Source organism: Pseudomonas sp. GT1P32 (genome assembly GCF_054897805.1).
Genome location: NZ_CM142704.1, coordinates 4,499,250 through 4,520,154, shown reverse-complemented (window position 1 = coordinate 4,520,154; position 20,905 = coordinate 4,499,250). Strand labels below are relative to the sequence as shown.

Annotated in this window: 17 protein-coding genes; 8 read left to right on the top strand and 9 right to left on the bottom strand. The window is 60.6% G+C overall.

Going from position 1 to position 20,905, the window contains the following annotated elements; translation table 11 throughout:
* Nucleotides 1–143: 143 nt before the first annotated feature.
* The 4 genes from pstA to ACYZUC_RS20625 form a co-directional block, all read right to left on the bottom strand.
* Nucleotides 144–1,814, bottom strand: a complete 1,671-nt coding sequence (gene pstA, locus ACYZUC_RS20640; protein ID WP_461990044.1) for a phosphate ABC transporter permease PstA — start codon at nt 1,812–1,814, stop codon at nt 144–146.
* Nucleotides 1,815–1,829: 15 nt separating this feature from the next.
* The gene (locus ACYZUC_RS20635; protein WP_461996735.1) at nt 1,830–3,863 is read right to left on the bottom strand and encodes an ABC transporter permease subunit; all 2,034 of its coding nucleotides are present in this window, start codon (nt 3,861–3,863) and stop codon (nt 1,830–1,832) included.
* Between the two features lie 502 nt (nt 3,864–4,365).
* Nucleotides 4,366–5,367 carry a phosphate ABC transporter substrate-binding protein PstS gene (locus ACYZUC_RS20630; RefSeq protein ID WP_461990042.1) on the bottom strand — a complete coding sequence of 334 codons (1,002 nt, stop codon included), beginning with the start codon at nt 5,365–5,367 and terminating at the stop codon, nt 4,366–4,368.
* Nucleotides 5,368–5,595: 228 nt separating this feature from the next.
* Nucleotides 5,596–6,894, bottom strand: a complete 1,299-nt coding sequence (locus tag ACYZUC_RS20625; RefSeq protein WP_223416439.1) for an MFS transporter — start codon at nt 6,892–6,894, stop codon at nt 5,596–5,598.
* 363 nt (nt 6,895–7,257) lie between these two features.
* Here ACYZUC_RS20625 and ACYZUC_RS20620 point away from each other — a divergent pair, with 363 nt between their 5' ends.
* Complete coding sequence (locus ACYZUC_RS20620) at nt 7,258–7,662, top strand: acyl-CoA thioesterase (RefSeq protein ID WP_007896491.1); 405 nt, start codon at nt 7,258–7,260, stop codon at nt 7,660–7,662.
* 57 nt (nt 7,663–7,719) lie between these two features.
* The gene (locus ACYZUC_RS20615; RefSeq protein WP_461990041.1) at nt 7,720–8,619 is read left to right on the top strand and encodes a D-hexose-6-phosphate mutarotase; all 900 of its coding nucleotides are present in this window, start codon (nt 7,720–7,722) and stop codon (nt 8,617–8,619) included.
* Nucleotides 8,620–8,739: 120 nt separating this feature from the next.
* On the opposite strand, the gene ACYZUC_RS20610 is transcribed toward ACYZUC_RS20615, so the two are convergent.
* The 5 genes from ACYZUC_RS20610 to ACYZUC_RS20590 form a co-directional block, all read right to left on the bottom strand.
* Nucleotides 8,740–9,276 carry a DUF3299 domain-containing protein gene (locus ACYZUC_RS20610; protein ID WP_192417726.1) on the bottom strand — a complete coding sequence of 179 codons (537 nt, stop codon included), beginning with the start codon at nt 9,274–9,276 and terminating at the stop codon, nt 8,740–8,742.
* An 87-nt stretch (nt 9,277–9,363) separates the two neighbouring features.
* Nucleotides 9,364–9,609 (bottom strand): GlsB/YeaQ/YmgE family stress response membrane protein, encoded by a 246-nt coding sequence (locus tag ACYZUC_RS20605; RefSeq protein WP_008030708.1) that lies wholly within the window; start codon nt 9,607–9,609, stop codon nt 9,364–9,366.
* A 110-nt stretch (nt 9,610–9,719) separates the two neighbouring features.
* Nucleotides 9,720–10,802 carry a 5-(carboxyamino)imidazole ribonucleotide synthase gene (locus ACYZUC_RS20600; protein ID WP_008030711.1) on the bottom strand — a complete coding sequence of 361 codons (1,083 nt, stop codon included), beginning with the start codon at nt 10,800–10,802 and terminating at the stop codon, nt 9,720–9,722.
* An 11-nt stretch (nt 10,803–10,813) separates the two neighbouring features.
* Entirely contained in the window at nt 10,814–11,305 is a 492-nt protein-coding gene (gene purE, locus ACYZUC_RS20595) for a 5-(carboxyamino)imidazole ribonucleotide mutase (protein WP_090326730.1), read from the bottom strand.
* Between the two features lie 331 nt (nt 11,306–11,636).
* Nucleotides 11,637–12,554 carry a LysR substrate-binding domain-containing protein gene (locus ACYZUC_RS20590; RefSeq protein ID WP_280162524.1) on the bottom strand — a complete coding sequence of 306 codons (918 nt, stop codon included), beginning with the start codon at nt 12,552–12,554 and terminating at the stop codon, nt 11,637–11,639.
* 180 nt (nt 12,555–12,734) lie between these two features.
* Between ACYZUC_RS20590 and aspA the strand changes: the two genes are divergently transcribed.
* The 6 genes from aspA to ACYZUC_RS20560 all read left to right on the top strand — a co-directional run bounded on the left by aspA (nt 12,735) and on the right by ACYZUC_RS20560 (nt 20,823).
* A complete protein-coding gene (gene aspA / locus ACYZUC_RS20585; protein ID WP_461990038.1) occupies nt 12,735–14,159 on the top strand; it encodes an aspartate ammonia-lyase in 1,425 nt (474 codons plus the stop codon).
* Between the two features lie 501 nt (nt 14,160–14,660).
* Nucleotides 14,661–16,112, top strand: coding sequence for an alanine/glycine:cation symporter family protein (locus tag ACYZUC_RS20580; RefSeq protein ID WP_461990036.1), 1,452 nt, complete (start codon nt 14,661–14,663; stop codon nt 16,110–16,112).
* A gap of 176 nt (nt 16,113–16,288) precedes the next feature.
* Nucleotides 16,289–17,293 (top strand): asparaginase, encoded by a 1,005-nt coding sequence (locus ACYZUC_RS20575; protein ID WP_461990035.1) that lies wholly within the window; start codon nt 16,289–16,291, stop codon nt 17,291–17,293.
* Between the two features lie 144 nt (nt 17,294–17,437).
* Nucleotides 17,438–18,430, top strand: a complete 993-nt coding sequence (locus ACYZUC_RS20570; protein ID WP_461990033.1) for an AraC family transcriptional regulator — start codon at nt 17,438–17,440, stop codon at nt 18,428–18,430.
* A 249-nt stretch (nt 18,431–18,679) separates the two neighbouring features.
* Nucleotides 18,680–19,717 (top strand): histone deacetylase family protein, encoded by a 1,038-nt coding sequence (locus tag ACYZUC_RS20565; RefSeq protein WP_461990031.1) that lies wholly within the window; start codon nt 18,680–18,682, stop codon nt 19,715–19,717.
* A 5-nt stretch (nt 19,718–19,722) separates the two neighbouring features.
* Entirely contained in the window at nt 19,723–20,823 is a 1,101-nt protein-coding gene (locus ACYZUC_RS20560) for a polyamine ABC transporter substrate-binding protein (RefSeq protein ID WP_461990029.1), read from the top strand.
* Nucleotides 20,824–20,905: the final 82 nt, after the last annotated feature.

Below are 20,905 nucleotides of genomic sequence, written 5' to 3'. Positions count from 1 at the left end.
GACAAATTCGGTTCGGGGCCGCAGGCCGGGCCTGCGGTTACACAATTCTTTTGTAGGAGCCGGCTTGCTGGCGATGACATCACCGCGGTGAACCAGACGGACCGAGCCGCCAGCATCGCCAGCAAGCCGGCTCCTACAGTTGATTAGCTATCCAGCGCTTTGTATTTCTCGCGCAGGTGGTTACGGATATAAACGGCCGACAGGTTCAATGTCGCGATCACCAGCACCAGCAGCAGCGCTGTGGCGTACACCAGCGGTCGTGCGGCTTCGACGTTCGGGCTCTGGAAGCCGACGTCATAAATATGGAAGCCCAAGTGCATGATCTTCTGGTCAAGGTGCAGGTACGGGTAGTTGCCATCCAGCGGCAGCGATGGCGCCAGTTTCACCACACCCACCAGCATCAGCGGCGCCACTTCACCGGCGGCGCGAGCCACGGCGAGGATCATGCCGGTCATCATTGCCGGGCTGGCCATCGGCAGCACGATCTTCCACAAGGTTTCCGCCTTGGTCGCGCCGAGGGCCAACGAGCCTTCACGCACGGTACGAGGAATCCGCGCCAGGCCTTCTTCGGTGGCCACGATCACCACCGGCACCGCCAGCAGCGCCAGGGTCAACGAAGCCCAGAGCAGACCCGGCGTACCGAAGGTCGGTGCCGGCAGCGCTTCAGGGAAGAACAACCGGTCGACCGAGCCGCCCAGCACGTAAACGAAGAAGCCCAGACCGAACACGCCGTAAACGATCGCCGGAACGCCCGCCAGGTTGTTCACGGCGATGCGGATAATCCGCGTCAGCGCGTTCTGCTTGGCATATTCACGCAGATAAACCGCCGCCAGTACGCCGAACGGGGTCACGATCATCGCCATGATCAGGGTCATCATCACGGTGCCGAAGATGGCCGGGAAGATCCCGCCTTCGGTGTTCGCTTCACGCGGGTCGTCGCTGAGGAATTCCCAGACCTTGCTGAAGTAGAAACCGATCTTGGTCATCGTGCCCATGGCGTTTGGCTGGTAGGCGTGAACCACTTTGCCGATGCCGATTTCAATCTCTTTGCCGTTGGCATCGCGGGCCGTCAGGCTGTCGCGATTGAACTGGGCGTGCAGGTCGTTCAGGCGCGCTTCGATGTCCTGATAACGTGCGTTCAGCTCGGCACGCTCGGATTCCATGTCCGCTTGCGCGGTGGCATCGAGCTTGCCGGCCAGTTCCAGTTTGCGACCGTGCAGACGGATGCGTTCGAGGCCTGAGTTGATCGCGCCGATGTCGACTTTTTCCAGGGTCTTGAGCTGTGCAGCGAGCTGGTTGACGCGGGCAACACGGGCCTGCAACTCAGGCCACGCAGCCTCGCCTTCAGCGATGACCTTGCCATCCTGTTTGACGTTGACCAGGTAGCCGTAGAAGTTGCCCCACTCGCGACGCTCGATGGCCATCAGCTCAGGCGGCGTCTTCTGGTTGGTCAGCCACTCGCCGACGATCCAGGTGAAGTCGTTGCCATTCAAGTCACGGTTGCCGACCTTGATCAGCTCGCGGGTCATGAACTCCGGGCCTTCGTCAGGCACCGGCAGCCCGGCGCTTTTCAGGCGCGCGCGCGGCACTTCTTCTTTCTGCACCACTTCGCCGACGACCAGGTGATTGGCCTGGCCCGGCACGTCGTAGCTGGCGTGAATCAAATCCGCCGGCCAGAAGTGACCCAGACCGCGCACGGCAATCACCGCCAGCAGGCCAATGGTCATGATGACCGCGATGGACACCGCGCCACCGCTGATCCAGACGCCGGGGGCGCCGCTCTTGAACCATCCATTCAGGGAGTTCTGTTTCACAGACTTCTACCTTTCTTAAAGCGACGAGTATTTCTTGCGCAGACGCTGACGAATCAGTTCTGCGAGGGTGTTCATGACGAAGGTGAACAACAGCAGCACCAGCGCCGAGAGGAACAGCACGCGGTAGTGGCTGCCGCCGACTTCCGATTCGGGCATTTCCACCGCGACGTTGGCGGCCAGCGTTCGCAGACCTTCGAACAGGTTCATTTCCATGACCGGGGTGTTACCGGTGGCCATCAGCACGATCATGGTTTCACCGACCGCGCGGCCCATGCCGATCATCAGCGCCGAGAAGATGCCCGGGCTGGCGGTGAGGATCACCACGCGGGTCATGGTCTGCCACGGCGTGGCACCGAGGGCCAGGGAACCGAGGGTCAGGCCGCGAGGCACGCTGAACACGGCGTCTTCGGCGATGGAGTAGATGTTCGGAATTACCGCGAAGCCCATGGCCAGACCGACCACCAGTGCGTTGCGCTGGTCGTAGGTGATGCCCAGATCGTGGGAGATCCACATGCGCATGTCGCCGCCGAAGAACCAGTTCTCCATGAACGGGCTCATGTACAGCGAGAGCCAGCCCACGAACAGGATCACTGGAATCAGAATCGCGCTTTCCCAACCGTCCGGCACTTTCAGGCGGATCGATTCAGGCAGACGGCTGAAGACAAAACCGGCGACCAGAATGCCGATCGGCAAGAGCATCAGCAGGCTGAAGATGCCCGGCAAATGCCCTTCTACATACGGTGCGAGGAACAGACCGGCGAAGAAACCGAGGATCACCGTCGGCATCGCTTCCATCAGCTCGATCACCGGCTTGACCTTGCGGCGCATGCCCGGAGCCATGAAGTACGCGGTGTAGATCGCCGCAGCGACGGCCAGTGGCGCGGCCAGCAGCATGGCGTAGAACGCGGCTTTCAGGGTACCGAAGGTCAGCGGAGACAAGCTCAGCTTCGGTTCGAAATCGGTGTTGGCGGCGGTCGATTGCCAGACGTATTTAGGCTCGTCGTAGTTCTCGTACCAGACCTTGCTCCACAGCGCGCTCCAGGACACTTCCGGGTGCGGGTTGTCGAGCAGCAGCGGTTGAATCTTGCCGCCGGCTTCCACGATCACGCGGTTGGCCCGTGGCGACAGGCCGAACAGGCCCTGGCCTTCCACGACCTGATCCACCAGCAAGGTGCGGTGCGCGGTGCTGTGGAACACGCCGAGCTTGCCGGAAGCGTCGAGGGCGATGAAGCCTTTGCGACGCTCTTCGGCAGTGATTTCAACGATTGGCGTGGTGCCCATCTGGAACGTACGGATTTGCTTCAGGCGCAGCTCACCATCCGCGTCCCGGGCCATGAACCACTGGGCCAGGCCACCTTTGGAGTCGCCGAGGATCAGCGAGATACCGCCCACCAGTTGGGTGCTGGCGGTGATTTCGGCATCGCCGTTTTCGAGCAGCTTGTAGCGACCGTTGAGGCTCTTGTCGCGCAGGCTGAACACGTCGGCTTGCGCACGACCGTTAATCACATACAGCCACTGCTGACGCGGGTCGACGAAGATGTTCTTCACCGGCTCGGTCATCTGCGGCAGATCAATGCGTTTCTGCTCGTTGGTGATTTCGCCGGTCATCATGTTCTCTTCGCTGGTCAGCGACAGAACATTGAGTTGCGAACCGGTGGAACCGACCAGCATCAGGGTCGAATCGGTGGCGTTGAGGCTGACGTGCTCCAGCGCACCGCCCGCCTCGTTCAGCGCGATCGGGGTTTCGCCGTACGGATATTCGATGGCCGGCGAGATGGTCTTCTTGCCGTCCGGGTAGCTGACTTTATAGGTGTGACGGAACACCAGCGCCTGGCCATTGGACAAGCCCACCGCCACCAATGGATGGCCCGGTTGGTCTTCGCCGATGGAGGTCACGGTAGCGCCGGCCGGAACCGGCAGATCGACGCGCTTGAGTTCGGCGCCACTGTCGATGTCGAAAAACAGCGCCTGCCCTTTGTCGGAAACCCGCATGGCGACCTGGTTCTGTTCTTCCAGGGAGATCATCAGCGGCTTGCCGGCGTCCTGCATCCAGGCGGGCGTGATGGATTCCTTGGCGGTCAGGTCGGCACCCTGGAACAGGGGGAAAACGACGTAGGCAAGGAAGAAGAAGATCAGCGTGATCGCGCCAAGAACGGCAAGGCCGCCAACGAGGACGTACCAGCGGGTCAGGCGATCTTTGAGCGCGCGGATGCGGCGCTTGCGTTGCAGCTCAGGCGTATTGAAATCAATTCGCTTGGGGGGATTTGTAGTCATGGTGGAATTGGCCAGATCATTCATGCGCACACCCTAGCGATCCTGTATGACAGAAAGATGACAATGCAGTGACGCAACAAATCCGCCGCCAGCGGGAACTGGCAGTGGATAGGAAATTTGGGGGGGCCGGGTCGCCGGAAATGGCAACCCTGAGCCTTGTAGGAGCGAGGCTTGCCCGCGAATGGGTCTTCACATTCAGTATCAATGTCGACTGACCCACCGCGTTCGCGAGCAAGCTTCGCTCCTACAGGTCCGGGATCAACCCGGACCTAGGGTTTTACTTTTTTGCGACTTCAGCGCCGCCTTCCGCGAGACCCAGGTCAGCCAGTGCTTTGGCAGCAACTTTGGCTGGCAGTGGGATGTAGCCGTCTTTCACTACAACTTCCTGGCCCTGTTTGGACAGAACCAGTTTCACGAACTCAGCTTCCAGCGGGGCCAGAGGCTTGTTCGGGGCTTTGTTGACGTAAACGTAGAGGAAACGCGACAGCGGGTATTTACCGTTCAGGGCGTTTTCTTCGGTGTCTTCGATGAAGTCCTGGCTGCCTTTCTTGGCCAGTGCCACAGTCTTCACGCTAGCGGTTTTGTAGCCGATGCCCGAGTAACCGATGCCGTTCAGCGAGGAGCTGATCGACTGCACGACCGAAGCCGAGCCTGGTTGTTCGTTGACGTTTGGCTTGTAGTCGCCTTTGCACAGGGCTTCTTCTTTGAAGTAGCCATAAGTGCCGGATACCGAGTTACGACCGAACAGTTGAACTGGCTTGTTGGCCAGGTCGCCGGTCACACCCAGGTCGCCCCAGGTTTTCACGTCGGTTTTAGCGCCGCACAGACGAGTGGACGAGAAGATCGCGTCGACTTGTTCCATGGTCAGGTGCTGGATCGGGTTGTCTTTGTGAACGAAGACAGCCAGGGCGTCCACGGCAACCGGGATAGCGGTTGGCTTGTAGCCGTACTTCTGCTCGAAGGCAGCCAGTTCGGTGTCCTTCATCTTGCGGCTCATCGGGCCCAGGTTGGAGGTGCCTTCAGTCAACGCAGGTGGCGCAGTGGCGGAGCCAGCGGCCTGAATCTGGATGTTTACGTTCGGGTATTCTTTTTTGTAGTTCTCAGCCCAGAGGGTCATGAGGTTGGCCAGGGTATCGGAGCCGACGCTGGACAGGTTGCCCGACACACCAGTGGTCTTGGTGTAGCTCGGGATCGACGGGTCAACAGCGGCGAACGCGTTGGCAGTCGCAACGCCAGCAGCGACAAAAGTCATTGCCGCCATCAAACGCTTCAGTTTCATGCCTTACTCCTAGCAGATAGAGTGTGTTAGTCGGGGCCAAGTATCAGCAGGCCGTGTGAACACTCTATGGCTGAAATATGACAATTGGATGAAAGGCCAGTATTCCGTGTTTCAACGTATTACCGCGTTATCGTTCTTCGCGGGCAAGCCTCGCTCCTACAGGTAAACGGTGTACCTGTAGGAGCGAGCGGGCGGCGTTCCGACTTGCCCGCGAAGGCGTCAGTCGTCTTAGCGACCCTTCTTCCAGAGATAACCGCCGACCACAATCCCGACGCCACAAATGATCGCCACGTAATACGCAGGCCCCATCGGGCTCTCCTTCAGCAGCAACGTCACCACCATCGGCGTCAGGCCACCGAAAATCGCATAGGCCAGGTTGTAGGAGAACGACAGCCCGCTAAAGCGCACCACTGCTGGAAAGGCTTTGACCATCACGTACGGCACCGCACCAATGGTGCCGACCAACAGACCGGTCAGGGCATACATCGGGAACAGCCAGTCCGGGTGGTTGAACAGGCTGTGATAGAAGGTCCACGAACTGATCAGCAGCGCGGCACTGCCGAACACGAACACCCGGCCAGCGCCGAAGCGGTCGGCCAACGCGCCGGAAGCCACACATCCCAGGCTCAGGAACACAATCGCCAGGCTATTGGCCTGCAACGCGGTGGTCGGTGCAAAGTGATAAACCGTCTGCAGCACGGTCGGGGTCATCAGGATGACCACGATGATGCCGGCGGACAGCAACCAGGTCAGCAGCATGGAAATCGCGATCGCGCCGCGATGGTCGCGCAATACGGCACGCAGCGGCACTTCTTCGGCCAGTGCCTTGCGCAGTTGCAGCTCGGCGAAAACAGGGGTTTCGTGCAGCCAGCGGCGCAGGTAAACCGAGAACAGGCCAAACACGCCACCGAGCAGGAACGGGATCCGCCAGGCGTAATCCGACACTTCCACCGGGGTGTAAATGCTGTTGATCGCGGTGGCAACCAGCGAACCCAGAAGGATCCCCGCCGTCAGACCGCTCGTCAGGGTGCCGCAGGCGTAGCCGATATGCCGTTGTGGTACGTGTTCGGAAACGAAGACCCACGCGCCGGGCACTTCACCACCAATCGCTGCGCCCTGAATCACGCGCATCAGCAGTAACAGGATTGGCGCCCACATGCCGATCTGCGCGTACGTCGGCAGCAAACCCATGATCAGGGTCGGCACCGCCATCATGAAAATACTCAGGGTGAACATTTTCTTGCGACCCAGCAGGTCGCCGAAGTGCGCCATCACAATGCCGCCCAGCGGACGCGCCAGGTAACCGGCGGCGAAGATGCCGAAGGTCTGCATCAGGCGCAGCCACTCGGGCATGTCGGCCGGGAAGAACAGCTTTCCGACCACCGTGGCGAAGAACACGAAGATGATGAAGTCGTAGAACTCCAGCGCGCCGCCAAGGGCGGACAGCGATAAAGTCTTGTAGTCATTGCGGGTCAACGGACGTGCGGGCTGGGTCGGCTGCGCGATGCTCGAGGGCGCTGTGGTCATGGCAAGGCTTCTCTTATAGTCGGATCTGCAACCTCAACAACGCTGGCGGAGGCTTGGGCAGGTCCGGCACGATAGCAAATTGTTCGAAAAAGCACATAGAGGTGCGTATTTGACGGTCAAAATGAGAACCGGACGGTCGTCTCGGAGTCTACCGACCGATATACTCGGGATCTTGCAACAGTTTGAAAGGGTTGCTGTGCGAAGACGCTGCTGGCCTACCAGTCGATTTCGCAGAGTTTCCCTTTAGGCGCCTTACGAAAAACGTGACGAACGTAGTATGTTCGGGGCTGAATCGTTTTTCCTTGAGACGGCTATTCACCTTGAAGTACCAATGAAGAGTCACGGGTCAGAGGCACCCCCGGCATGATAGAGCTCGAACAAGAAGATCCAATCCCGCAAGGCGACCTGGCCCTGCAAATCACCGCGCTTCCGCGTGAAACCAACGGTTTCGGCGACATTTTCGGCGGCTGGCTGGTGGCGCAGATGGATTTGGCCGGCACCGCAATGGCCAGCAAAGTCGCGGGCGGACGCGTGGCGACCGTGGCGATCGACCGTATGGCGTTCCTGGTTCCGGTGGCGGTGGGCGCTCAGCTCTCCTTCTATACCCAGGCGCTGGAAATCGGCCGCAGCTCGATTCAGATGATGGTCGAGGTCTGGAGCGACGATCCGCTGTCCAGCGAGTGGCGTAAAGTGACTGAAGCCGTGTTTGTGTTCGTGGCCATCGACGGCAGCGGTCGCACCCGTTCGGTTCCGCCGCGCGCGCGTTAAACGCGGCGAACGTTTTGCGGTCCATTGCAGTCATTGTTCCTGATCGAGAGTTGCCCCATGAGCACGCCCAACGTTGAAGCCGTGAAACTGGATGAACTGAACTGCTGGCGCATCCGCCACGGTCAGGCCGAATTGCTGGTCGCCCAGCAAGGTGCGCACATTCTCAGTTATCAATTGGCCGGCCAACCGCCGCTGATCTGGCTCAACGACGAGGCTGTGTTCAAGACCGGCAAGAACATCCGCGCCGGCGTGCCGGTGTGCTGGCCGTGGTTCGGCAACCTTGCGCGCAACCCGCAGAGCGTTCAGGCGATGCGCGTCAGCAACGAACCGCCGAGCGCCCACGGTTTTGTACGGGCGATGGACTGGGAACTGGGCGGCATCGAAACCGAAGGTGAAAGCCTGAAGGTGGAATTCGTCCTGCCCTACCCCGATGGCGGCTTTCCGGGTTGGCCGCATCAGGTGGACTTGAAGTTGAGCATTCGTCTGGATGAGCAACTGCACATCAGCCTGACCAGCCACAACCAGGGCTCGGAAAAAGCCACGATCAGCCAGGCGCTGCACAGCTATTTCGCGGTCAGCGATGTGCGCAATGTGCATGTTGATGGGCTGGATGGCTTGAAGTACATCGAGACGCTGGAAGACTGGAAAACCAAGACTCAGACCGGCGACCTGCATTTTGCCGGCGAGACCGATCGCATCTACCTCAATACCCCGGCGAAGCTGAACATTGTTGACCCGGCCTGGGAACAGCGCATCGAGCTGACCATCAGTGGTTCGCGCTCGGCTGTGATCTGGAACCCGTGGATTGATCGCGCGGCGGCGTTCAGTGACATGGCCGATGATGGCTGGCAACGGATGCTGTGCATCGAGACGGCGAATGTGATGGATGATGTGGTGACGCTGGCGCCGGGTGCGAGTCATACCCTCGGCGTAAGCATCGCCAGCGCTCCGCTATAAGCAACACCGAAAAACCAAATGTGGGAGCGAGCCTGCTCGCGAATGCGTCGTGTCAGACACCATTGATGTTAACTGACACACCGCTTTCGCGAGCAGGCTCGCTCCCACAGTTTTGACCGCCTACAAGTCCGATTCCTTCACCACCCGCACTTGCGCCGCATCCAGCGCATACGCTGCATCGGCCAGGTCGTTGTTGACCTTCTCGATCTTCAACGTGCCGGTCACCCATAGCGGCGTGTAGATATCATTCAGCTTCAACCCTTTCGGATAACGCACCAGCACCAACTGGTTAGGCGGCGGTGGCGGCACGTGGATGCAGGCGCCCGGATACGGCACGAGGAAGAACAGCGTGCTGCGGCCCTTGGCGTCGGATTCCAGCGGCACTGGATAACCGCCGATGCGGATGTTCTTGTCGTTCATCGAGGGCACGGTTTTGGTCGAGTACATCACCGCCGGCAAGCCCTTGCTCTGCTTCATGCCACCCTTTTCGGTAAAGGTGCCATTGGCTTCGGGGGAGTTGTGATCGATTTCGGGCATGGCCTCGAGGGCTTTCTGGTCCGACTTGGGCATCAGTTCGAGCCAGTCGGTTTCCGGCAGTTCGCCGGCATGGGCAAGGCCCGAACCCAGTAAAAGGACAGTCAACAGAAGACGGCGCATGGAGGTGCTCGGTAAAGGAAGGACGATAAGTCGCCGAGCATTCTAGTCCTCTCGGACTGCGCAGCCGAGAGGACTTTGTCGCCTGAATCAGTTCTTTTTGATCAAGCCGTAGATCACCAGCAACACCACGGCGCCGACCAGCGCACCGATGAAGCCCGCGCCTTGGCCGGCCTGGTAGATGCCCAGGGCCTGACCGCCGTAAGTGGCCGCCAGCGAACCGCCGATACCGAGCAGGATGGTCATGATCCAGCCCATGCTGTCATCGCCCGGTTTCAGGAACCGCGCGAGCAGGCCGACGATCAAGCCGATAAAGATGGTTCCGATAATTCCCATGACATTTCCCTCTGATTGGTTGGTTATGCCAAAGCCTAGTCAGACTTTGGCATCCTGCCATCAGAGAACGACGGTCCCTGAATGGTTCCGCCGCTGCCACATGAAACTATTTATTCGGCGATGAGGGCTTCGACCTTGAGGATCTGTGCCGCCAGCGTCTCGCGGTCGGCACAACGCAGGTTGGCGTGACCGACCTTGCGGCCGACCTTGAACGCCTTGCCGTAGTGATGCAGATGGCAATCGGCGATGGCCAGGACCTTCTCGGTGTCCGGCACTTTACCGATGAAGTTGAGCATCGCGCTCTCGCCGACCTTGGCGGTCGAACCCAACGGCAGGCCGGCTACAGCGCGCAGGTGGTTTTCGAACTGGCTGCACTCGGCGCCTTCAGTGGTCCAGTGCCCGGAGTTGTGCACGCGCGGGGCGATCTCGTTGGCCTTGAGGCCACCGTCGACTTCAAAGAACTCGAACGCCATCACGCCAACGTAGTTCAACTGCTTGAGCACACGGCTGGAGTAGTCTTCGGCCAAGGCTTGCAGCGGGTGGTCGGTGCTGGCCACGGACAGCTTGAGGATGCCGCTGTCGTGGGTGTTGTGAACCAGCGGGTAGAACTTCGTTTCGCCATCGCGGGCGCGCACGGCAATCAGCGACACTTCGCCGGTGAACGGCACGAAGCCTTCCAGCAGGCAGGCAACGCTGCCCAGTTCAGCGAAGGTGCCGACCACGTCTTCAGCGGTGCGCAGGACTTTCTGGCCCTTGCCGTCGTAACCCAGGGTGCGGGTTTTCAGCACGGCCGGCAGACCGATGGAGGCCACTGCGGCGTCCAGATCGGCTTGCGACTGGATGTCCGCGAACGCCGGGGTCGGAATCCCCAGGTCCTTGAACATGCTCTTCTCGAACCAGCGGTCACGGGCGATGCGCAGGGCTTCGGCGCTCGGGTAGACCGGGACGAACTGCGACAGGAATGCCACGGTTTCAGCCGGGACGCTCTCGAACTCGAAAGTCACCAGATCGACTTCATCGGCCAGTTGGCGCAGGTGATCCTGATCGCCGTAATCGGCCCGCAGGTGTTCGCCCAACGCGGCTGCGCAAGCATCCGGCGCGGGGTCCAGGAAAGCGAAGTTCATGCCCAGCGGAGTGCCCGCCAGCGCCAACATGCGACCCAACTGGCCGCCACCGATTACACCGATCTTCATCGTCAACAACCTCAGGCGATGCGTGGGTCTGGATTGTCCAGGACGCTGTCTGTCTGCTCAGCGCGGAATGTCTTCAGCACTTCGTGGAACTGCGGGTGCTTGGCGCCGAGGATACTCGCCGACAGCAGCGCGGCGTTAATTGCGCCGGCCTTGCCGATGGCCAGGGTGGCAACCGGAATGCCTGCTGGCATTTGCACGATAGACAGCAGCGAATCGACGCCCGAGAGCATCGACGACTGCACCGGCACGCCCAGCACTGGCAGGTGGGTCTTGGCCGCACACATGCCTGGCAAGTGGGCCGCGCCACCGGCACCGGCGATGATCACCTCGATGCCACGCGCCTCGGCCTCTTCGGCGTACTGGAACAGCAGGTCCGGGGTGCGGTGGGCAGAGACCACTTTCACCTCGTAAGGGATGCCGAGCTTTTCCAGCATATCGGCGGTGTGGCTAAGGGTGGACCAATCGGACTTGGAGCCCATGATCACGCCAACCAGTGCACTCATCGTCGTGCCTCTTCTCTCTGGGCGCCCGCAGGCGCGTCAAAAAACAACAAGCCACGCAAAATGCGTGGCTTGATTGTACGAAAAATGGCCGGACGAACCGGCCGAAGGCCGCGCAGTATACCTCAATGAAGCAGATAAACAGCCCCCGATGCGACCATCTGTCATACGGCGCAAAACCCCGGTTTTATTGACCCGAAGGTCAAGCCAATACACCACGAATCCCCTGTGGGAGCGAGCCTGCTCGCGAAGGGGCCGGTACATTCAACATCTTCGTTGACTGACACACCGCCTTCGCGAGCAGGCTCGCTCCCACATTGGAAATTCGCAGGTCTCAAGTACCAGTTGTACCTTGCGCGGCGCCGCCTTCGAGCTTGCGCCATAGCAACCGCACGTTGGCCTTGCGCACCAGTGCGCAGCGGTACAGGCGAATCTCCAGCGGCACATGCCATTGCGGGCCGCCGCAAACCACCAGCTCTCCGCGCGCCAGCTCGGCACGCACACTCAGTTGCGGCACCCAGGCGATGCCCAGGCCTTCCAGCGCCATGCTTTTCAGGCTGTCGGCCATGGCGGTTTCATACACCGTGGTAAACCGCAGCGCACGCTGGCGCAGCAAGCCGTTCACCGAACGCCCGAGAAAGGCGCCGGCGCTGTAGGCGAGCAACGGAACGCTGGCTTCGCCTTCCAGATCGAACAGCGGCTTGCCGTCGGCATCTGCTGCGCACACCGGCAACATTTCCGTGTGTCCAAGGTGCAGCGACGGGAAAATTTCCGGGTCCATCTGCATCGCGGCGTCCGGGTCGTAGAACGCCAACATCAAATCGCAACCGCCTTCGCGCAAGGCATGCACGGCGTCGCCAACGTTGGTCGCCACCAGTCGCGTGGCAATGTTCAAGCCTTCATTACGCAGTTGCGCGATCCAGCGCGGAAAGAAACCCAACGCCAAGGAGTGAGCGGCAGCGACTTGCATCACTTCGCCCTGCCCGCCTTCCAGGTGATGAAGATGACGCAGCACTTCGCCGAGTTGTTCGACCACCGTTCGCGCGGTCACCAGAAACAACTGCCCCGCCGCCGTCAGCTCGATCGGCGTGCGCGAACGATTGACCAGTTGCAGCCCCAGCGCGGCCTCAAGGCTGCGGATCCGTCGGCTGAACGCCGGCTGCGTCACGAAGCGGCGTTCGGCAGCCTGGGAGAAGCTGCGGGTGGCGGCCAGAGCACTAAAGTCCTCAAGCCATTTGCTTTCCAGATTCATCACGTCCTCCCGGACACGCACCAATTTAGGTCACACGTTCGCCGCAGACACGGCGTCACATGGGCATTATGCCGAATGTGCATAGGCCAGTGTTTAACAGCATTGGCCGAAAATTCTCCACAAGCCTAGCATTTGCAGTGTTCCGGCACAGACCGGGTCCATATCGAGATGATTTCTATCATGTCCTCCGCTGCATCTTTCCGCACAGAAAAAGACCTGCTTGGCGTACTCGAAGTACCGGCTCAAGCGTATTACGGCATCCAGACCCTGCGAGCGGTGAACAACTTCCGTCTCTCCGGCGTTCCGATTTCGCATTACCCGAAGCTGGTTGTCGGCCTCGCAATGGTCAAACAGGCCGCTGCTGACGCCAACCGTGAGCTGGGTCACCTGAGCGAAGCCAGGCACGCTGCCATCAGCGAAGCCTGTGCACGATTGATCCGCGGCGATTTCCACGAAGAGTTCGTGGTGGACATGATTCAAGGCGGCGCTGGCACTTCAACCAACATGAATGCCAACGAAGTCATCGCCAACATCGCGCTGGAGGCCATGGGTCACAGCAAGGGCGAATACCAATACCTGCACCCGAACAACGACGTGAACATGGCGCAGTCGACCAACGACGCCTACCCGACCGCGATCCGTCTGGGTCTGCTGCTGGGTCACGACGCATTGCTGGCCAGCCTCGACAGCCTGATCCAGTCGTTCGCCGCCAAAGGTGAAGAATTCAGCCACGTATTGAAGATGGGCCGTACCCAGCTGCAAGACGCCGTGCCGATGACCCTTGGCCAGGAATTCCGTGCCTTCGCCACTACGCTGAGCGAAGACCTGGCACGCCTGAAAACACTGGCACCCGAGCTGCTGACCGAAGTGAACCTCGGCGGCACCGCAATCGGCACCGGCATCAACGCCGACCCGCGCTATCAGGCCCTGGCCGTTCAGCGTCTGGCACTGATCAGCGGTCAACCGCTGGTTCCAGCCGCCGACCTGATCGAAGCCACGTCCGACATGGGCGCCTTCGTACTGTTCTCCGGCATGCTCAAGCGCACCGCGGTCAAGCTGTCGAAGATCTGCAACGACCTGCGCCTGCTGTCCAGCGGCCCACGTACCGGCATCAACGAAATCAACCTGCCAGCGCGTCAGCCAGGCAGCTCGATCATGCCAGGCAAGGTCAACCCGGTAATCCCGGAAGCGGTAAACCAGGTGGCGTTCCAGATCATCGGCAACGACCTGGCGCTGACCATCGCGGCCGAAGGCGGCCAGCTGCAACTGAACGTGATGGAGCCGCTGATCGCTTTCAAGATCTTCGACTCGATCCGTCTGCTGCAACGCGCCATGGACATGCTGCGCGAGCACTGCATCACTGGCATCACCGCCAACGAAGCCCGCTGCCGCGAACTGGTCGAGCACTCGATCGGCCTGGTGACCGCGCTGAACCCGTACATCGGCTATGAAAACGCCACCCGCATCGCCCGTATCGCCCTTGAAAGCGGTCGCGGCGTGCTGGAACTGGTGCGCGAAGAAGGCTTGCTCGACGAAGAAATGCTCGCCGACATCCTGCGCCCGGAAAACATGATTGCTCCGCGTCTGGTTCCGCTTAAAGCCTGAACCGACGCGTTACTTGTAGCACCGCTCACCAGGTCGAGGGACTAGACACCTCTCACCTTTTGAGGGCTTGGGGATTTATTCCCCAGGCCCTTTTTTTTAACTCTTTTGCAACAACCCAGAACCTGTGGGAGCGGGCTTGCCCGCGATGAACGATAACGCGGTTTAACTGAAAAACCGCGGTGTCTGCATCGCGAGCAAGCTTGCTCCTACAAGAGCCCGGCGCCGGTAACGTCGGGTGTTTCAAAGGCTTCGCTTCACTGAATGCACCACAATCGTGCAGACGGACGGCACTGTCATCGGTATAGTGCCGCCCCTCTTCGCGTGAGCGGTCGTCGGTAACGAGGCCCAAACCCATGCGAAACCCGAACTAATAACAAACCCGCAATATGAAATCGGGACGAACCTTCGCCTCGCCTGTTGTGCCGTGCGTACAGCGGTGTAACGCGATGTTTCCGACCGTCCAGCATTTGCCTACACAAAAAAAACAGCGAGGAATAATCCATGCTCGAAGTCATTAACGACTTCCTCTCAGGGAAAGTACTGATCGTGCTCATTGTCGGGCTCGGTAGCTACTTCACGATCCGCTCGCGTTTCGTTCAATTGCGTCACTTCTTCCACATGTTCGCGGTGTTCCGCGACAGCCTCAAAAGCAGCGCCGGTCAACTCAGCTCCTTCCAGGCCCTGATGCTCAGCCTTGCCGGCCGCGTCGGTGCGGGTAACATCGCCGGTGTCGGCATTGCCGTGACCCTCGGCGGGCCAGGTGCGGTGTTCTGGATGTGGGTGACCGCGCTGGTCGGCATGTCCAGCAGCTTCTTCGAATGCTCCCTCGGCCAGCTCTACAAACGCGCCGACGCCGACGGCACTTACCGTGGCGGCCCGTCCTATTACATCCAGCACGGCCTGCAGAAACGCTGGTTGGGCATGATCATGGCGTTCCTGCTGCTGATCACCTTCGGGTTTGCCTTCAACGGCCTGCAATCCCACGCCGTGACTCACTCGCTGAACAACGCGTTCGGCTTCGACACCACCTGGACCGGTCTGGCCCTGGCGGTGCTGCTGGGCCTGGTGTTCATCGGCGGGATCAAGCGCATCGCCAAGGTCGCTGACCTGTTGGTGCCGGTGAAAACCCTGGTGTACATCGGCGTGACCATCTACGTGATCGTGCTGCAATTCGACCACGTACCGGCGATGCTGATGACCATCGTCAAAAGCGCGTTCGGTCTGGACCAGGCCTTCGGCGGCCTGATCGGCAGCGCCATCGTCATGGGCGTGAAGCGTGGCGTGTTCGCCAACGAAGCAGGCCTGGGCAGTGCGCCAAACGTAGCGGCCGTGGCGTCGGTTGAACACCCGGTGTCACAAGGCGTGGTTCAGGCGTTCAGCGTGTTCCTCGACACCTTCGTGATCTGCACCTGCACCGCGTTGCTGATCCTGCTTTCGGGCTTCTATACCCCGGGCTTCGAAGGCGACGGCATTGCCCTGACCCAGAACTCTCTGGCCGCCGTGGTCGGTGACTGGGGCCGGATGTTCATCTCCGTGGCACTGGCGCTGTTCGTATTCACCTCGATTCTCTACAACTACTATCTGGGCGAGAGCAACCTGCGCTTCCTGATCGGTGAAAACCGCAAGGCGCTGATCGGCTACCGTGCACTGGTACTGGTGTTGATTTTCTGGGGGGCGATCGAGAATCTCGGCACGGTGTTCGCGTTCGCCGACATCACCATGACCCTGCTCGCGTTCGTGAACCTGATCGCGCTGTTCATGCTGTTCAAGGTCGGCATGCGCATCCTGCGTGACTACGATGACCAGCGTGCTGCCGGCATCAAGACACCGGTTTTCGATTCGAGCAAATTCCCGGATCTGGACCTGGACCTGAATGCCTGGCCAGCCAACCCGCCAGCGGTTGCCACCAAGGCTGAAGCTGAAGCGCAAGGCGTACCCGCAGCGCAACGCTGATCGGTGAATGACGGGCGCATCCCCTGCGCCCGTCAGTTAAAGTGCACAACTTGTGGGAGCGAGACCGGCTTGCCGGCGATGACGGAGAGCCAGTCGACATAAATGTTGAATGATTAACCGCCATCGCCGGCAAGCCGGTCTCGCTCCCACATGTCATCTCTTGCGGAGACTTTCCCATGGTTCCCAACTCCTACCCTGCCGCCCAGCACGTCATGGTGCTCTACACCGGCGGCACCATCGGCATGCAAGCCAGCGAACACGGCCTGGCTCCGGCCTCCGGTTTTGAAGCGCGGATGCGTGAATACCTGCACAGCCAGCCTGAGCTGGTGGTGCCGCAGTGGCGCTTTCGCGAGATGTCGCCGCTGATCGACAGCGCCAATATGTCCCCGGCGTATTGGCAACAACTGCGTGAAGCGGTGGTCGATGCCGTCGACGTTCAGGGCTGCGACAGCGTGTTGATCCTGCACGGCACCGACACCCTCGCTTACAGCGCGGCGGCCATGAGCTTTCAATTGCTCGGCCTGAATGCGCGGGTGTGCTTCACCGGTTCGATGTTGCCGGCCGGCGTGACCGACAGCGATGCCTGGGAAAACCTCGGCGGTGCTTTGGTTGCTTTGGGCCAAGGTCTGGCGCCGGGTGTGCATCTGTACTTCCACGGCGAGCTGCTGGCGCCAACCCGCTGCGCGAAGGTGCGCAGTTTTGGTCGGCATCCGTTCAAGCGCCTGGAGCGTCAAGGCGGCGGAGCGAAGGCCCCGTCACTGCCAGCAGCGTTGAACTACAACCAGAGCAAGCAACTGGCGAAAGTCGCTGTGTTGCCGCTGTTCCCCGGCATTGGCGCCGAGCAACTGGATGGCGTGCTGAACAGCGGCATCCAGGGGCTGGTGCTTGAGTGCTACGGCAGCGGCACCGGGCCGAGCGACAACCCCGAGTTTCTGGCCGCGCTTTCGCGGGCACGGGATAACGGCGTGGTGGTGGTTGCGGTGACGCAGTGCCATGAAGGTGGTGTTGAGCTGGACGTTTACGAGGCCGGCAGCCGCTTGCGTGGTGTCGGTGTATTGTCCGGTGGCGGCATGACCCGTGAGGCGGCGTTCGGCAAGTTGCATGGGTTGCTGGGTGCTGGTCTGGACACCGCTGAAGTGCGGAAACTGGTCGAACTCGACCTCTGCGGCGAACTCGCCTGACCCTGTAGGAGCCGGCTTGCTGGCGATTCATGCAACGCGGTGTGTCTGGAAAACCGCGTCGACTGGATCGCCAGCAAGCCGGCTCCTACAAGTGCACGGCACACAACTTGCTGCGTTCCAGCCATCCCAAGGCTGGAAGCCGCCATGCTGCACTCCCACCTCACCACTCTCAATGCTGTCTCTCTGGTGCTCAACGCCTTCAAGGCCGAAGGCCTGTCCAGCGACGCCTTGCTCGCCGGCAGCGGTATCAGCGCAGCGGACTTGAACCGTGCCGACACGCGCATCACCACCAACCAGGAAATGCAGGTCTGCACCAACGCGGTCGCGCTAAAGCGTGACATCGGCCTGGAACTGGGTCGGCGCATGCACGTTTCCTGCTACGGGATGCTCGGTTATGCGCTGCTCACCAGTGCCACCTTCGGTGACGCTTTGCGCCTGGCGATACGTTATCCGGCGCTGTTGGGAACACTTTTCGAGCTGAGCCTGGAGGACGACGGCGAGCGCATCTGGTTCGTCGCCGCCGACTACCGGGAGAGCCCGGCGATGGCGGTGTTCAATGCCGAGTTCTGCCTGGTGTCATTGAAAGTCACCTGCGACGACCTGCTCGGTCACCCGCTACCGTTGATCGCCGCACGCTTCGAACATGCTGCGCCGGACTATCAAGCGACCTACGCCGCACACTTCAACTGCCCGCTGCACTTCGAAGCGCGGGACAACGCCTTTGCTTTCGACAAGCGCTGGCTCGACCAACCCCTGCCGCTTGCCGATGTCATCACCCATCAGGCCATGGCCGAACGCTGCCGCAAGCAGAACCTCGAGTTCACCGGGCGTCAGGCATGGCTGGGACGGATTCGCCAGTTGCTCAGTGCTCAATTGAATGCAGCACCGGGGCTGGAAGGGTTGGCCGAGCAAATGAATTGCTCGGCGCGGACTCTGCGTCGGCACCTCAAGGACCTGGGGTGCAGTTATCAGGAATTGCTGGATGAGCTGCGATTCGAGCAGGCCAAGCAACTGCTCTGCGAAGACCAGATGCCGATCTACCGGATCGCCGAAGTGCTGGGTTTCAGCGAGACCGCGAGCTTCCGCCATGCCTTTGTGCGCTGGAGCGGCGTGGCGCCCAGCCAGTTCCGCCCTTGAAAACGACCCGATCCCTGTAGGAGCGAGGCTTGCCCGCGAAGGCGTCCTCGAGAACGCCAAAAAGCTTCGCGGGCAAGCCTCGCTCCTACAGGGATCGGGTCGTTTGGGGCCGTTGCGGTGTCGAAAAGGGGCGAATTTCGGTCAACTATTTTGGCCACATAAATCCCCTTTTGGCCTTTCCTGCCGTTCTCCGAATCGCCATCCGCCGCAAGACTGTGTTCAACCGAATCAGCCTGCGGAGAACAAGAAATGCTGACGATCTACTCGGACGATCACCACCTGCACCACGGCCGTTGTGAATTGATAGACGGGCAACTCAAGCCCTGCTTCGAAATGCCCTCGCGCGCCGACCATGTGCTGTCACGGGTGCAAAAACAGAACCTCGGCCCGGTAGAAGCGCCGAAGGATTTCGGCCTCGACCCGATTGCACGCATCCACAGCCGCGACTACCTCGACTTCTTCAAAGGCGCCTGGGCACGCTGGACCGAATTCAATACCGACGGCGACTTGCTGCCTTACACCTGGCCGGCCCGTACCTTGCGCCGCATCAAACCCACCAGCCTGCACGGCGAACTGGGTTATTACAGCTTCGACGGCGGCGCCCCGATCACCGCAGGCACCTGGCAAGCCGCGTACAGCGCTGCCCAAGTGGCGCTCACCGCCCAGGCGGAGATCCAGCGTGGCGCGCGCAGTGCCTTCGCCTTGTGCCGTCCACCGGGACACCATGCTGCCAGCGACTTGATGGGCGGTTATTGCTACCTCAACAACGCCGCCATCGCCGCTCAAGCCTTCCTCGATCAGGGCCACAAGAAAGTCGCGATCCTCGACGTCGATTACCACCACGGCAACGGCACCCAATCGATTTTCTACGAGCGCAGCGACGTGCTGTTCACCTCGATCCACGGCCATCCGGAAGCCGAGTTTCCGTTCTTCCTCGGTTATGAAGACGAGCTCGGAGAAGGCGCGGGCGAAGGCTTCAACTTCAACTACCCGTTGTCCGCCGGAAGCGGTTGGGATGTCTGGAGCGCCGCGCTGGAACAAGCCTGCAAAGAGATCGAAAAGTACGGCGCCGAGATCGTCGTCGTGTCCCTGGGCGTCGATACGTTCAAGGACGATCCGATCTCCCAGTTCAAGCTCGACAGCCCGGATTACCTGGCGATGGGCGAGCGCATCGCCAAGCTCGGCGTGCCGACCCTGTTCGTGATGGAAGGCGGTTACGCGGTCGAAGAAATCGGCATCAATGCCGTGAACGTTCTTGAAGGTTTTGAAAGCGCCCAGGGGAAATAACAACAATGAACACACTCAAGCGTTTCATCGCACCCGCGCTCTGCGCCACAGTGCTCAGCGGGGCCGCTCATGCCGAAGAGCGCACGTTGCGCGTCTACAACTGGTTCGACTACATCACCCCCAAAGCGCTGGAAGACTTCAAGGCGCAGAACACCCAGACCAAGCTGATCTACGACATCTTCGACACCAACGAAGCGCTGGAAGCCAAGCTGCTGACCGGCAACTCCGGTTACGACGCGGTGGTGCCGTCCAACGTGTTCCTCGCCAAGCAGATCGAGGCTGGTGTTTTCCAGCCGCTGGACCGCAGCAAACTGCCGAACTGGAACCACCTCGATCCCAAGCTGATGAAGCTGATCGAGGCCAACGATCCGGGCAACAAATTCGCCGTGCCGTACATGTACGGGACCATCCTGATCGGCTTTAACCCGGACAAGGTCAAAGCCGCGCTGGGCGCCGACGCGCCGGTTGACAGCTGGGACCTGATCTTCAAGGAAGAGAACATCAGCAAGCTCAAGCAGTGCGGCGTCGCCCTGCTCGATTCGCCGTCGGAAATCCTGCCGCTGGCCCTGCAACACCTCGGCCTGGACCCCAACAGCAAGAAGCCGGCGGACTACGAAAAGGCTGAAGCACTGTTGATGAAGATCCGGCCGTACGTCACGTACTTCCACTCCTCCAAATACATGGCGGACATCGCCAACGGTGACATCTGCGTCGCGGTCGGTTATTCCGGCAGCTTCTCCCAGGCGGCCAACCGCGCCAAGGAAGCGAAGAACGGGGTGACCGTCGACATGCGCCTGCCGAAAGAAGGTGCACCGATCTGGTTCGACATGCTCGCGATTCCGAAGGGCGCGAAGAACACCGAGGACGCCTACACCTTCATCAACTACCTGCTGCAACCGCAGGTGATCGCGCCGGTCAGTGACTTCGTCGGTTACCCGAACCCGAACAAGGACGCCACGGAACTGGTCGACCCGGCGATCCGTAACAACCCGAACCTGTACCCGACCGAAACGGCCATGGCCACGCTTTACACCCTGCAACCGCTGCCGCGTGATGCTGAACGTGCCCGCACGCGGGCCTGGACCAAAATCAAGTCAGGGACCTGAAGCCCCCACCTGAAAACCGAAGACCCGCCGTGATGCGGGTCTTTTTTTGCCTGCGATATTTATGTACCGCCAGACACCTGAG

Coding starts and splice junctions, on each gene's coding strand:
- ACYZUC_RS20635 (WP_461996735.1), bottom strand. CDS start 3,863: ATGCAGGACGCCGGCAAGCCGCTGATGATCTCCCTGGAAGAACAGAAC.
- ACYZUC_RS20630 (WP_461990042.1), bottom strand. CDS start 5,367: ATGAAACTGAAGCGTTTGATGGCGGCAATGACTTTTGTCGCTGCTGGC.
- ACYZUC_RS20625 (WP_223416439.1), bottom strand. CDS start 6,894: ATGACCACAGCGCCCTCGAGCATCGCGCAGCCGACCCAGCCCGCACGT.
- ACYZUC_RS20620 (WP_007896491.1), top strand. CDS start 7,258: ATGATAGAGCTCGAACAAGAAGATCCAATCCCGCAAGGCGACCTGGCC.
- ACYZUC_RS20615 (WP_461990041.1), top strand. CDS start 7,720: ATGAGCACGCCCAACGTTGAAGCCGTGAAACTGGATGAACTGAACTGC.
- ACYZUC_RS20610 (WP_192417726.1), bottom strand. CDS start 9,276: ATGCGCCGTCTTCTGTTGACTGTCCTTTTACTGGGTTCGGGCCTTGCC.
- ACYZUC_RS20605 (WP_008030708.1), bottom strand. CDS start 9,609: ATGGGAATTATCGGAACCATCTTTATCGGCTTGATCGTCGGCCTGCTC.
- ACYZUC_RS20600 (WP_008030711.1), bottom strand. CDS start 10,802: ATGAAGATCGGTGTAATCGGTGGCGGCCAGTTGGGTCGCATGTTGGCG.
- purE (WP_090326730.1), bottom strand. CDS start 11,305: ATGAGTGCACTGGTTGGCGTGATCATGGGCTCCAAGTCCGATTGGTCC.
- ACYZUC_RS20590 (WP_280162524.1), bottom strand. CDS start 12,554: ATGAATCTGGAAAGCAAATGGCTTGAGGACTTTAGTGCTCTGGCCGCC.
- aspA (WP_461990038.1), top strand. CDS start 12,735: ATGTCCTCCGCTGCATCTTTCCGCACAGAAAAAGACCTGCTTGGCGTA.
- ACYZUC_RS20580 (WP_461990036.1), top strand. CDS start 14,661: ATGCTCGAAGTCATTAACGACTTCCTCTCAGGGAAAGTACTGATCGTG.
- ACYZUC_RS20575 (WP_461990035.1), top strand. CDS start 16,289: ATGGTTCCCAACTCCTACCCTGCCGCCCAGCACGTCATGGTGCTCTAC.
- ACYZUC_RS20570 (WP_461990033.1), top strand. CDS start 17,438: ATGCTGCACTCCCACCTCACCACTCTCAATGCTGTCTCTCTGGTGCTC.
- ACYZUC_RS20565 (WP_461990031.1), top strand. CDS start 18,680: ATGCTGACGATCTACTCGGACGATCACCACCTGCACCACGGCCGTTGT.
- ACYZUC_RS20560 (WP_461990029.1), top strand. CDS start 19,723: ATGAACACACTCAAGCGTTTCATCGCACCCGCGCTCTGCGCCACAGTG.